Here is a 13,849-nt window from a genome sequence, read left to right on the forward strand (position 1 = left end):
TATTTAACTAGGAGGAAAGAAAAGTTAAAGAATTTCTAAAGAATTATAAGGAAAATATTAAGGTTGGATAATTATAGTGATGATGATGGGCTAAAAATATAATTTGACTTACATTTAAACATAAAGAAGATTTAACATTAGAGGACAGGAATGCATTAAGAATGTATAAGGAATAAATTATTCTAGTATAAATATAGAAGTGAATTATGCGGTAGAAATACTAGCTAGAGATGAAAAATTTCCTTAAGTTAAATGGGAGAAGAATCTGCATGTGTAAAAGGAATTTATTTTCTTTTGTGGAATGTTATTCATATTTACCTTATTAAAATTTGGAAAGGAGAATATTTATGAAGCATTCCCTATTAGAGAAAAACACAGATGCAGATCTAGGAAAGAAAGAATCCTTGCTTACAAAGTGCGCAAATATGTTTTCGAGATGGTCTCAGAAGTATGTACCGGACGCCTTTGTTATTGCTGTGCTGCTCACTTTGTTTACTTTTATTGTGGCATTTTTGATGAATCCCTCTAAGCCGTACACAATCGTAAAATCTTGGGGAGATGGGTTTTGGACTTATTTGACTTTTACAATGCAAATGGTATTACTAATGGTTACAGGGATGACGTTAGCGTCCGTCCCGTTTGTTAATAGAGGTTTGCAGTCAGTTGCAAAGTTAGCCGACACACCTCAGAAGGCTTATACGATGACATTTTTAATTAGTGCAATTGCGTACTACATCAATTGGGGATTAGCGGTAGTTGTGGGAGCAATCATTGCGAAGGAAGTGGCGAAAAAGAATCCGAATGCACATTTTCCATTGCTTGTAGCAGCTGCTTATGCTCCGACAGCCTTATACAGTGCAGGCCTTTCCAGCTCTATTGGCTTGACAATTGCCACAAAGGATCATTTTCTTGCAGATATGATTGGAATTATTCCTACCTCACAAACAATCTTTAGTTACTCTACTCTAATTATTTTTTTCGCTCTATTCATCACAATGCCGATTATTATTGTACTTATGGCTCCAAAAAGCGGGATTATCAGGTATCAAGCAAACGAAACAGATACAAATTCTTTTGTAAAACCCCCTCAAAAAGATTTAACTGCTGCGGAAAAATTAGAATGGACACCAATTCTCGGAATCGTATTAGGTGCAATCGGCACGTTGTATTGTGTGTATGAATTTATAAACGGTCGCAGCTTAGATTTAAATATCATTAATTTATTTTTCTTGTCACTCGGTTTATTACTACATGGTTCCCTTGGCAACTTTGCACAAGGATTTAAAGAATCCGCGCAATCCATTTCGCCAATTATACTACAGTTTCCGTTTTATGCAGGAATTATTGCTGTTTTAGGAAGTTCAGGATTGGGAAGCTCTATCATCGAATGGATGGCGTCCATTGCGACAAAGGATACATTTGATATATTTACATATTGGTCAGCGGGATTGGTGAACTTATTGGCGCCATCTGGCGGAGGGCAATGGGCTTTGCAAGGACCACTGCAGGTCCCGGCAGGATTGAAGCTAGGTGTGGATCCAGCTACTATCGCTATGGCGGTAGGGTGGGGAGACGCATGGACAAATCTGATTCAGCCGTTCTGGGCACTACCTCTATTAGGAGTGCTAGGATTGAAAATTAAAGATATCATGGGCTATTGTTTCATTCTCTGCATTTGGGTCGGGATAGTTACAAGTGTATTGATGTTATTTGTATATTAGCTTTCATAGGGATATCCAAGCTGAAGAACTACTTCACTTTAAGGGAAAAAGTATTCCTCGATGGATTAGTAGTCGTTGGCATGGTTCTGTTGATAATAAAAAGGCAATTTTGATGACTACCTTTGAGAGTTTCGAATGTCATAGATTGATAATTTAAAACAAAGTTTGATAAAACCCTGTATAATAGGGTTTTTCTTTTGCCCCTTTAAATTCATTTAGAATGCTCAATTAAAGGGCTAGTTTGTAGAGGGTTTTAACAGGTTTTTTAGAGTTATTATTTAAATAAGGATTTTGAAGTCTTTTGGTGAATATTAAATGTTAATTTAAAAGACGGAGGTTGTTGTGATGCTGAAACTGTTTCAATATAACTGGCAAGTTCGTGATGATTGGTTTACATTGTGCGAAGACATACCGGATGAAGAACTATTAAAGAAACGGGTCGGTGGGTTCGGCAGTATCCTACATACTCTATTTCACATTGTAGATGTGGAATATATGTGGATCTTAGGTTTGCGAGGTGAACCAGTGCCTGAGGAGCCATTGTTTGAAGATTATGCTAGCTTACAAAAAGTGAAAAATCTTTCAGCTCAATACCACGAGAAAGTCAAGCTGTTTGTGACATCTTGGACAAATGAAATGGATTCTCGGAAACTTTCAGAAACTGATTTCAATAAAGAACCGATTAGCTCGAGAGACGCACCAATCAGGCGCCGAGTCATTGAATGTACACATGGAGAGATCATACGTCACATCATTGTCCACGAAATCCACCATATCGGCCAGTTATCTATATGGGCACGTGAAATAGGAATGGAGCCAGTTTCCGCAAATTTGAGGGGAAGAGGGCTATTCGATAATTAGACTGCCTTTGCCAATTTCACAATCGGGCGCTTTAATGGCACAAGCATCAAGAAATAATCAAACTTATGTATAAACGAATGGTTTAATTGAATATATTTAAAGCGTATTAGACGAGATGGTAGTGGAGAAGCTAGATAAGTAGAACGGTCCTTGTAGGCGACTTTTTTGTTTAATAGCAAAAGCTCTGGAATGTATTAGGGGATGTTTGCTGAAATGCCCATAATAATATGATTATACAGAGAAGAAACGATGCAAATGATCCCATAAAAGAAGAAAGTTATGAAAAAAGGAAAGAAGTCCCGTGACGAAGCGGGACTTCAAGTAGCTGCCGAAAAAATTTAGACTCGACAATTCAATGGTAATATAAATATTCAGGAAATTCACCTGGTAAATGCGACCAAATAATACAGTCAGTTTAATAGAATTTGCGAAAGATGCTAAAAAATCGGCAGAAGAGATCCGGTGATTTAAATGAGATTGGATAATGTGAAGATGATTCTGAAATTGCGTTCCATAAAAAAGAATGTTATTCTAAAAATAGAATAATGAGAGGACTGATGGATGAATAATGATTAACTAATCGATATTTTAATTTGAAATTAATAACTTCAAACTACAAAATATAGGGTTAGTCTATCCATTTTTCACAAATCAGTTCATACTTTATTTGTCATGATTCCAATGATTAATAAGGACTTATTAAGTATAAGTGAAAGACTAATCCTTCCAATCACAAATTTGGGGGATTTTTTTATTCTCTTATAGGTAAGTTGATAATCATTAGTCTGTAACTTTAACCTAACAAATAAAGGAGAGAGAAAAGTGAGTAATTCAGAGACTATTGTTACACATGTAATGCTCTATATAAGTCGTTAATATCCATCAAACTTATATGGAGGAATTAAAAAATTGATGGATGTTCCGACTTTATATGAAACGTTTCGATATATAAAGGAGGAATTATTATGTCAATGATAAAAGTCCAAGACTTAACTTTTTCATACCCAGGTAGCTTTGATAACATTTTTGAAGGTGTAAATTTTCAAATAGATACGGATTGGAAACTAGGATTTATTGGTAGGAATGGACGAGGTAAAACGACGTTCTTTAATTTATTATTAGGGAATTATGAGTATAGTGGAAAAATCACTGCTTCGGTAGAATTTAATTATTTCCCTTACCCAGTTTCGGATAAGAACAAGTTTACTCATGAAATCCTTGAAGAAATTTGTCCCCAAGCAGAAGATTGGGAATTTCTTCGTGAAATATCCTATTTAAATGTTGATGCCGAGGTCATGTACCGACCATTTAAAACATTATCAAATGGAGAACAAACAAAGGTGTTGCTTGCTGCACTGTTTTTGAATGAGGGTCAATTTCTATTAATTGATGAGCCAACAAATCATCTAGATACTGATGCACGAAAGATAGTCTCTGATTATCTAAGGAAGAAAAAAGGATTTATTTTGATTTCACATGACAGAATCTTTTTAGATGGATGTGTTGACCATATTTTATCTATAAATAGAGCAAATATTGAAGTTCAAAGTGGTAACTATTCTTCTTGGAAGTTAAATTTTGATAGACAGCAAGAGCACGAAGAGGCTACAAATGAGCGTTTACAAAAAGACATAGGGAGATTAAAACAATCTTCAAAGCGTTCAGCAGGTTGGTCTCATCAAGTGGAAGCTTCCAAAAATGGAACAAGGAATTCAGGATCTAAGTTAGATAAAGGCTTTGTAGGACATAAAGCTGCAAAGATGATGAAGAGAGCGAAGAACCTTGAATCAAGGCAACAAAAAGCTATTGAAGAAAAGTCAAAATTACTAAAAAATGTGGAGAAAACTGAGTCGTTAAAATTAGAACAATTGAAATTTCAGTCAAATGAATTGGTTGTTTTGGCGGATGTGTCTGTTAAATATGATGACCAAATAGTGAATGAGCCAATTAGCTTCATAGTTGAACAAGGTGACCGAATTGTACTTGATGGAAAGAATGGAAGCGGGAAAAGTAGTATCCTAAAACTAATTCTAAGACAGCCAACGCAGCATACAGGCTCAGTTAATTTAGGGTCAGGGCTCATCATTTCCTATGTCCAACAAGATACTTCTCATTTGAAGGGATCGTTATCGGACTTTATTGAAGAGCACGAGATTGATGAGTCGTTATTTAAATCCATCCTACGTAAGATGGATTTTGACCGAATTCAATTTGAGAAAGATATATCTCATTATTCTGGTGGACAAAAGAAAAAGCTGCTTATCGCTAAAAGTTTATGTGAAAAAGCTCATTTATATATATGGGATGAACCATTAAATTTTATTGATATTTATTCGCGTATGCAAATTGAAGAGCTTATTCAACAATTTAATCCCACAATGGTTATTGTTGAGCATGATAAGGCATTCCAACAAACAGTTGCAACAAAAACTATATCTATGTAGTTCAAAGTGAATTTTTGATCAAACTTTATTTAAAATAACAGCTGACCATATATCAAATTCTTAGAGGCAGCGAGCTTGCTTTTAATTGAACTTTATTTCAAACCAACACTCGGATTTACTATCGACGCTAAGGTTGACGTAAACAGCTCACCACAGTATAAAGTGCACAACTCGAAAGGGAATACGTATTACATTACGGCTAGTGATGCGTATGTGAAGTAATATGAAAAAAAGACCGCCTATTACGGGCGGTCAATTTTTACTAATTTTTTTAATGCTTGTTTTATCGTTTTAACTGTTTGTTCAAGCCATTCTAATGGTGTTATTTCTAACCCGCCAAAATATATTCCATCTGCAGAAGACCGTATGTATTCATTTTTTTTCTGTATTACTATAATCGCTTTGAATAAATTCAGTTAGAAAAATAATAGCGTCTTGTAAATATTCCGTACTTTCTTCTTCAAGTAACTCTTGGAGTGCTTCTTCGTAAAATGTATCTTGATAAAATGTTGCTGCTAAGAACTGATAAACCGGATCTTCTGGATTTTTTTAATAGCATATATTTCTTTCCTCCTATTAGTCAACTGAATAACCTGTTAAAATGAAATTTCCATTGCCGTCTTTTTTTAGATAATTTCGGCATTTTTCATATCATGAGCTGTTGTAAACCCTCTCTGTATTCTACGCCCAATAATATCATTGTTAAAATAAATAGATTAAAAATATTTGAGTTTGGTATAAAATTGCAGTGTTCTGCCCCAAAGTAAAAGTGGGATGAGAGTAGTTATACCAGTGATTTACGGTGGATATTAATGGAAGAATAATATTAAAAAAGTAGTAGATACAGTTAGCAACGTTGGCTTTGAGGCAAAAATAGTTATGTAGCATACAGGGAAAAAGAGAGTACATAATATATCTGTATACAAGTACTCTCTTTTTGGCTTTTTATGATTTTGTAAAGTCCCAATTAGTAGAAACAAATCTAATATGGTAATTGTTTTGGTATATACCCGTTATTATGATTCTTTTTGCTTTGTACTTAATATATGGAACAAGTTCATAATGAGTTTTAGTTTTAAAATATTTAAAGGTCTATTTGAAGGTTTCTTCTCTATTTATAGTATCTAATAAATAGAGTTTGAAATAATAAGCATAGTTAAGGTTTATTTTCTTTTCAAGTGAATGCTCTATGGTTATTATTTCTTTTTTTCGTCAAGCCCTGTACTTTCTACTTTGTAATTGTCCTAATAATTTACAACAGCCAAAATTCTGCGAGCTGGTTCATTAGTAACATGTCCTGATACAAATATTGAACCTAGATCAGAAGGAGTAAATTTAAACTTTGTTACTGTGATATCAAGATTTTCTTGTTCTTTAAAACATTGGATGGCTACTTTTTCAGCTTTATCTTTAATAACTTGCTCCTTTTGTTCATTTTTATGCTCTCTGTATTTATACCCACCAAAAAAAATTAAAATGATTACTATTATTAAAAATAGATACCTTTTTCTCAAAATTAACCCCTCCTTTTAAAAAATATATGATTAAGAATATACTATTTATTCAGGGCGTGAAAGAATAGGAAACGATAAAGTTTTAGATCAAACCTACCATGAGATGTCCGAATTTGCATATTTTACAAATTTAGATAATGCGTAGCGTGGGGGTAGGTATCATCTTTTAGGAATCCTGTGGAGATGTAGAACTTATCAGCCTGCTCTGTGTCTGTATAAAGTACCAAGATTTTATAATGCCTTCTTGCAACACAAATGATGGTATTTAAAAGGAGTTTTCCCAGTCCATTTCTTCGATTATCCTTAGCAATATAGAATCTCCTCAATCGTCCAACCTCTTGTCCTTTTAAGGATGAGTCTATATTAAGTCCTCCAATACCAACTAACACATTTTTCTTGTTAAATACACCGTATAAGGATTCTCCGGGCTTATCAAAAGTGTTGATACCAATTTTATAATCATTAACTAGCCTTTCAAGAAAACGAAAGCCATCTTGCTTACTTTCTTGTACTAAATGAGTGAGATCATTATAAAAGAGATCTTGTATCTCTCTAACTTCAAAATCTTTCATATTTTTCCTCCTCGATAATTAAGTCTATACACTGTATTCTTGTTAGAAAAGAGTAATCCCTTTTTGTGCACTCCATACACTTGTAGTTGATATAACGTCTCAATATCGGAATTTATTTAAAAAATATACATACACCTATATGGTATAATATGGATATTAAATCTTTTTGAAGGAGGGATCATAATGATAAAGAGAGGACTCATTTCAGGAATACTTCTATTACTTATCGTATCTGTAGAAGCTTATTTTAGTGGGGAGTGGAGTCACATTTATTATGTATGTGGAACTTTAGGGTTAATTAGCATTGGGTTAGCTTTCGCTTACTTCATTGATAGCTTAATTTTAGGTAATAAAGGAACTCTATCTTCAAAAAAGGAAACGCGTAAAATTGGCCGTATCGACCAATCAAAAGGTTTTTTAATAATGGCTATACCAAATCTTATAGCAGCATTAGTTTACATCGTTATTTAATGTATATCGTATACATGTGAGGTTAACATAACGTCTTATAATTTATCGGTAGCAAGGAAAAGTTGGAATCCTTGTGTTTACTTGTTTTTTTGTTTCTACACTTGTCCGACCTATATACATGATTTTATACATTGTGAAGATGATGGGATTTTTAGGGTTATGAATATCCTGTATTAGTACAAAAATTCGTATAAATGAAAAAAGATTTTGATTTTGTTATCGAAAAGTAATAAGTATCCACTTTGAAAATTGATAGGTGTCCCTAAGCTCGGGGCTGTAATTCGAACTAAATAGATTACTTATGTGAAGATTATGGAAGTTAAAAATGAAAACAAGTGATACGTGAATTATTAGGAAATAGGGTATATCATTGCTATAGCGAATATATTTTTGAAGCGAAACGCTATGAAGTCGTTTTATAGTCCTAGTGACATGGTGGAGCAATTAGGTATCCAATCACCTACATTATGTGTTAGAAAAAGAGGATTACAGCTTCATAAGAAACGAGCGTGGGCATAGGAAGTATAGAAATGGCATTCCGTAAGGTTATAAACCTAAAGAACGACACAGATATGACACTAGAAAATACCAAAAAGTAAATTGTATCATGGCATCAAGGTGTTGCTATTTTGAATCGACATGAAGTTGAGCGCTATAAAGAACCGGATTTCAACGCTATAAACGATGATTCAAAATCAAAAAGAAGTCATTGAAAAACAAAATGAGTTGCTTCAGGAATTAACCTAACGACTAACTGAGCACGACCAGTAATTCATACAAATTGAATTTTGATTAATTAAGGAGTGAATTGAAATAGGAGGATACCCAGCGATTACAATAATAAAAGAATTAGATAATAGCGAATATGCGATTTATAGTTTTGGTCCTACTATTGATATTTGTGAGCAATACCCAGAAAGGTATGAAAGATGGCGTTTTAAGATTTTGAAAGATAAAATAACTTTTGAAGAAGGCTATGTTTTACTTGATGATATACCTAAGGAACATTTTCAGTTATTTTACAAGTGCGCATTTAAGGTATATAAGCAAGTTGAAGAATGTGGTGGAATGGAGAATTTTAAAAATATTGATTTACCAGATCAAATTTCATTTATTATTTAAAATTTATTAGGATAGATTGTATTTTATTGAAGCATTGATTGACAAGTATCATATAAAGGGAATCACCTTCATTTTATCGCTCAATTGAATGTAGAAGGTTTCTTCAGTCAAAGAATTCTAATTCTCTATCATCAGTTTGCTGTTTGTTACCGTAATACATGGCCTATTACATTTTGAAAATATAAATACAATACCTGGTATTTTTATTTTATCCATATCAAATCTTGCTTTAGCAGAACATGTTCGAAAAGAGCTTATGTTAGATTTACGTAGAATCCCCATCAGGCTTGAAATATAAGTTGGCCGTGAAATTTACAATAAATAAAAAGTACTTATTATCAGTGTAGGATATTCGAAATGATTAGCTTTTTCACTAGAATCTTTGTGATTTAAACCATAACTTCGCCACTTGGGCAAGGTTATGGTTCCTTTTAAAATTATTTTGCGGGATTTGAGTCAAAAATCAAATTTATTCTTCACTCACCAAACTTTCCCACTCACTTAAATACATGACTTCTTGTTTTACTTTTTTCTTTTCGGGAAGTAAACACAGAAATTCTAAAGAATTGCCATCAGGATCATAAAAATAAAGATTTGCAGTAGGTGTCCAGGTATGAACCATAGGCTCGGAAGGTTCAAGACCAAAAGCGGCCATTGGATTTATTCCTTTATTAAGAAGCCATTCTCTTGCATGAATGATTTCTTCATAGTTAACCTTGAATGCAAAGTGACTTGTATGGAATGCTTCTTCTGATACCTCCCAAACGCCCAGCATTTGTTCCTTCTTATTTTCTTTATCAAACCAAAAGAATGCTACACGACGTTCTTCAATAGTGCGAGCATGAAATAATCCAAGTTTAGTATAAAATTCTTTTGCTACTTCTAAATTTTTTGTTTTAACATGTGTTTCATATAAAGTACCTGGAAACAAAGCATATCCCTCCTTTATATTTTTAGAAATTCTTACTATAAAGCCTATTTTAATAAACTAGAAATAGAAGTGATATCGTATTTTCTTAAAATGTTTTTTCAATTTTGTAGCCTTAATGCTGAACAAAAAAGTTCTCTTCATTATCCGCGCTGAGTTCAATAGGGAACCCTAGATATATATTTGGAAGCATAAGTTGGGCAAAACGGCCATCTTATGCTTCTTGTTACAAAATAATTGAAAGAAAAAGAATTGTATTAAATAATTTAATTATAATTTGGTATAATTTAGGTAAATCCAGCTGCTAGGGGGCCAATAATGAAAGGGTTAAAGAAAATATTACCGTTCTTTTTTCAAAACAAAAGGAAAGATACAGATAAAGAGAATACGAATTATAAAGAGACGGCAACAAAAACACTTAACTATTTTATTGAATTAGAGCATTTCAATTTCATGAATTGCGATAAAGAGTCTATAACTTTGCATTCATTTAAAAGTTTTTTTCACAAAGAACCTAATATTCATATACCGGATTTTATCAATCCTAATGGAACTCCACATCAGGATATGCAAATATTCCTTCAAAAAAAAGGAAATAGCGCAAAAGGAAAATATCTTGCAGATAATAATGCATCATTATTTTATTTACCAGTAGCAAAAAATGAAGTATTAAGGCATTTCTCGAATGAATCAAAGCAAAAAACAAGTTTTACTGATTTCCAAAAGGACCCGAATAGTTTTTTGATTCATATTCAACTAAATCAGATGCTTAAGCTAATCCCTGATACCCCGCTCGAATCTAGTGTGGTGGTTAGTCCGATTGTGAAGTACTTTCTACGTACAGGTAAGAGTCTGAAGGAGCTAGAATCAGATTTAATTAATACGATTGCATCTGTAATTGAAAGTGATAATTATGGAAAAAAAGACAAAACGCTTGAATTTATCGGGTCAAAAGAACAAGATTCTTTAGAAAAAGACATCAATTACATACATATCAGATTTAAAAATTGGGAAGAGCTGACCAAAAATATTCAAAGTACATTACAATCATATATTTCAAAGAGACATTTCGATAAAGATGGTGTATTTCGGTTTTGCAGTGAAAAAGAATATGAGAAATATGTACGTTTAACATATAAAGAACATGTAGGCGTAAACAGCTTTTATATAAATGATTTAGAAAAAGTAAAATATGAAATTAAAGATAGCTCCGTTGGTAAAGCTTTAGAAACCTATTTATCTTTAAGTAACTGGGAGGTATTAAAAAACTCAGGGGAAAGAGTAGATTTATTTAAGAATGAAAGTATAAGTGAAATGAAGAACGTATTACGAAAAATACCTATTACGAGATGGCCCTCGGAATTTCCATTAGGACTTATGCAGCAGGTTGCTTTAAATCTTATTATTGCAAAATCAAAAGAAGAGAATGGCTTTATTTTTTCTGTTAATGGGCCACCGGGAACAGGTAAAACGACGTTGTTAAAAGATGTATTTGCAAATATTATATTTGAAAAAGTAAAGTTTCTAAAAGAAGCCACAGATGTATTCTCAAAAGTGCAATTTGCGGAGGGGCAAGAAGATTATTATTATTCCTTTCACCCTAAACTTAAGGAATATCGTATTTTAGTAACATCTAATAATAATTCTGCAGTTGAAAATATAAGTGTAGATTTACCAAAGGATAAGGATTTACTGAAGAACGGTTATCAATTTTTAGGATTCGACAAAGAGAAAAAATGTTGGGGGAAAATTTCTGCGGCAATGGGGAAAACTGCAAATATAAAGGAATACTTCACTACAATTACAGAAGATTTACAGCGTGTTGGTGATTTAGAGCATGAAAACGTATATTCATTTACACAATTAGAACAAAATGTGCTGAAAAAGATAGCTACGGCAGAAGAGAATGATGTCTTTCATAATGTTAATGAAAAGAAATGGCAAACATCTGAGGAACAATTTGTGAATATCGACGGTGAAAACAAAGATGAGCAGATGAATTGCGAGCGGAGCAAACTTTTTGCAAAGTTAATGAGTGAGTATAATGATTTTTTAATTGCAAATCAGGACAAGATTGAAAAGAACTTATCTTTAGCAAAAACCTATTTTTTAGGCGGTAAAGAAAAAGGAAATCTTGATTCCCAAATTAACGAAGCCAAAAGAGACAATTTCATTCAAGCTATGTTTGATACTGTGTTTTTACTCACTCCAATTATCTCTTCAACATTTGCTTCCATTGCAAGGTTTTTAAAAGATTTAAAGACGGAGGATATAGGTTGGTTGTTTATTGATGAAGCAGGCCAAGCTACGCCCCAATCTGCAATAGGTGCGATTTGGCGTTCAAGGAATGTTGTTGTTGTAGGAGATCCATTGCAAATTCCTCCTGTCGTTACATTAAGTGATGACCAACTTAAACTAATTGCAAATGACAGTGCTGGAATAAATGAGCAATATAATTTCTTTTATCGTTTAACTAGAAATGAAGTGAGTGTTCAAGAGTTTGCTGATCTTAATAATAGATATGGAGGCGAGATGATTGACTCAAATCAGAATAAAACATGGCTAGGGTCACCTCTGCGTGTTCATAGAAGATGTAAAAATCCAATGTTTTCAATATGTAATGAAACAACGTATCAAGGTAAAATGTTCTACGGATTAACGGATACTAAGAGTAAAGAAAGTAAGCCTCAATATGTTAGCCAATGGTTAGATATAGGTGGGAAAACATATGGGACAGGAAATCACTTTATTCCCGAGCAAGGTGAAAAAGCAATTGAAATTGCAAAAAAATTCTCGCAAGATAACCCAGATAAATCTTGCTATATTATTTCACCTTTTGTAAGTGTTGTTCAAAAATTAAAGCAACTCAAACAACAAAAACTACCTGGGAAAGAGTATGGAAATATTGAAATTGGGACCGTGCACACCTTTCAAGGGAAAGAGGCACCAATGGTTATTTTTGTATTAGGGGTAGATGATCAAAAACAAGGTCCACTAAAATGGGCTTCTAGTACGCCAAATTTACTCAATGTTGCAGCAAGTAGAGCAAAAGAGGTATTCGTAGTGATCGGGAATGCAGAAAGTTGGGGGAAACAAGAGTATTTTGACATTGCTTATCGATATTTAACAAAAGAGTTAGTTGAATTAAAATGAAATAGATAATCTCATGAATTGTTTGATGTAGGAGCTGTAATGGTAAATTTACAGTTCCTTTTTTGTTTTTAATTCAGTGACAACGTTCATTGTTACAATCACATTATTTTTGGCTCTTTTTGTTATAGGCCCAATAGCTACAAAACGAAAAGAAGAGCACGATAGATTGGAAAAGGAATTGTTAGAACAACAAGGGTATTAGAGCAAGAAATTAAGAAACAAGCGGTTGGTGATATACCGGAAGTGAAGGAAAATAAAATGAAGATCAATAAGAGGCCTAAGCTAAAAACAACTTTTGAAATAAATTTATTCGTTTACGGAGTTCGAATATAACTAATTGTAAAAATATGAAAATAAGTTTTTTCATTATATTGACAATGGAAATAAATAGCAATATAATTTGATTGATTAATCAATCATTTATTATGAAAGGGGTATCTAAATGGCACCTGGACTTACTAAAGATGAAAAAATGAAAAGAAAAAGATCTACTATCTTAAACGCCGCAATTAAATTATTTAGTGAGAATGGTTTTGCAGAGACAAAAGTTGCCGAAATAGCAAAAGAAGCAGGAGTTAGCTTTGGTACTGTATTTACGTATTTTGATTCAAAAGAATCACTTTATGAATCAGCGATTTTAGAGCCATTGGAGGAAATTAGACCATATTTTACTGAGATAGAAGAACACTTTAAAGGTGAACCTTTTGAAGTTGTGAGGGAAATGATAGATTGCCATGTACAACTTTTTTCAATGAGAAGTGAATACCTACGTCTAATTCAGCAGGTTCTTGCGAGACCTGATCGTTTTCCAAAGCTTTTTAAAGAACTAGACGATTTCGTAAATGTATTTATAGACTGTATTCATCCAGTTATTGAAGCAGGCCAAAGGCTAGATTACTTTTATGAAGAATCACCTTCATTAATTGCTAGGTCGTACTTATCCATCTTAAACGGAATGCGTTTAACGTTTATTGATGAATATGCAAACATGATGTGGAAGGATATAACGATACAAGCCCTGAGATTATTTGGACCTATCTCGAATAAATAAGGAGTGACTTAT

Annotated in this window: 10 protein-coding genes and 3 pseudogenes; 9 read left to right on the forward strand and 4 right to left on the reverse strand. The window is 33.1% G+C overall.

The genetic code is table 11. The features are described 5' to 3' along the window. Positions 1-347: 347 nt before the first annotated feature. The 3 genes from QRY57_RS13410 to QRY57_RS13420 all read left to right on the forward strand — a co-directional run bounded on the left by QRY57_RS13410 (position 348) and on the right by QRY57_RS13420 (position 5,026). The gene (locus QRY57_RS13410) at positions 348-1,721 is read left to right on the forward strand and encodes a short-chain fatty acid transporter (protein ID WP_286017703.1); all 1,374 of its coding nucleotides are present in this window, start codon (positions 348-350) and stop codon (positions 1,719-1,721) included. Between the two features lie 345 nt (positions 1,722-2,066). Continuing rightward, positions 2,067-2,582, forward strand: coding sequence for a DinB family protein (locus tag QRY57_RS13415; RefSeq protein ID WP_026590858.1), 516 nt, complete (start codon positions 2,067-2,069; stop codon positions 2,580-2,582). A gap of 965 nt (positions 2,583-3,547) precedes the next feature. After that, a complete protein-coding gene (locus QRY57_RS13420) occupies positions 3,548-5,026 on the forward strand; it encodes an Lsa family ABC-F type ribosomal protection protein (RefSeq protein WP_286017704.1) in 1,479 nt (492 codons plus the stop codon). Positions 5,027-5,268: 242 nt separating this feature from the next. On the opposite strand, the pseudogene QRY57_RS13425 reads toward QRY57_RS13420, so the two are convergent. The 3 genes and pseudogenes from QRY57_RS13425 to QRY57_RS13435 all read right to left on the reverse strand — a co-directional run. Next, positions 5,269-5,575 (reverse strand): annotated as a pseudogene (locus QRY57_RS13425) (hypothetical protein); the annotation flags it as partial. A gap of 695 nt (positions 5,576-6,270) precedes the next feature. Further along, positions 6,271-6,540 (reverse strand): hypothetical protein, encoded by a 270-nt coding sequence (locus QRY57_RS13430; RefSeq protein WP_286017705.1) that lies wholly within the window; start codon positions 6,538-6,540, stop codon positions 6,271-6,273. A 122-nt stretch (positions 6,541-6,662) separates the two neighbouring features. Then, complete coding sequence (locus tag QRY57_RS13435; protein WP_286017706.1) at positions 6,663-7,112, reverse strand: GNAT family N-acetyltransferase; 450 nt, start codon at positions 7,110-7,112, stop codon at positions 6,663-6,665. Between the two features lie 183 nt (positions 7,113-7,295). On the opposite strand from QRY57_RS13435, the gene QRY57_RS13440 reads away from it, so the two are divergent. The 3 genes and pseudogenes from QRY57_RS13440 (at position 7,296) to QRY57_RS13445 (ending at position 8,705) form a co-directional block, all read left to right on the forward strand. Next, on the forward strand, positions 7,296-7,583 hold the full coding sequence (locus QRY57_RS13440; protein WP_286017707.1) for a DUF5316 family protein: 288 nt from the start codon (positions 7,296-7,298) through the stop codon (positions 7,581-7,583). Positions 7,584-7,988: 405 nt separating this feature from the next. Further along, positions 7,989-8,327, forward strand: a pseudogene (locus tag QRY57_RS27005) (DUF3967 domain-containing protein); the annotation flags it as partial. A 201-nt stretch (positions 8,328-8,528) separates the two neighbouring features. Continuing rightward, complete coding sequence (locus tag QRY57_RS13445) at positions 8,529-8,705, forward strand: hypothetical protein (RefSeq protein ID WP_286017708.1); 177 nt, start codon at positions 8,529-8,531, stop codon at positions 8,703-8,705. Positions 8,706-9,174: 469 nt separating this feature from the next. Here QRY57_RS13445 and QRY57_RS13450 read toward each other — a convergent pair whose 3' ends face one another. Further along, positions 9,175-9,636 (reverse strand): VOC family protein, encoded by a 462-nt coding sequence (locus QRY57_RS13450; protein ID WP_286017709.1) that lies wholly within the window; start codon positions 9,634-9,636, stop codon positions 9,175-9,177. A gap of 315 nt (positions 9,637-9,951) precedes the next feature. Between QRY57_RS13450 and QRY57_RS13455 the strand changes: the two genes are divergently transcribed. The 3 genes and pseudogenes from QRY57_RS13455 to QRY57_RS13460 all read left to right on the forward strand — a co-directional run bounded on the left by QRY57_RS13455 (position 9,952) and on the right by QRY57_RS13460 (position 13,837). Beyond that, positions 9,952-12,786: a DEAD/DEAH box helicase gene (locus QRY57_RS13455; protein WP_286017710.1), complete on the forward strand. Its 2,835-nt coding sequence runs from the start codon at positions 9,952-9,954 to the stop codon at positions 12,784-12,786. A gap of 76 nt (positions 12,787-12,862) precedes the next feature. Continuing rightward, positions 12,863-13,119, forward strand: a pseudogene (locus tag QRY57_RS27160) (hypothetical protein). 109 nt (positions 13,120-13,228) lie between these two features. Continuing rightward, positions 13,229-13,837: a TetR/AcrR family transcriptional regulator gene (locus QRY57_RS13460; protein ID WP_286017711.1), complete on the forward strand. Its 609-nt coding sequence runs from the start codon at positions 13,229-13,231 to the stop codon at positions 13,835-13,837. Positions 13,838-13,849: the final 12 nt, after the last annotated feature.

The sequence above is a fragment of the Bacillus arachidis genome (assembly GCF_030285945.1).
GTDB classification, from domain to species: Bacteria; Bacillota; Bacilli; order Bacillales; family Bacillaceae_G; genus Bacillus_A; species Bacillus_A arachidis.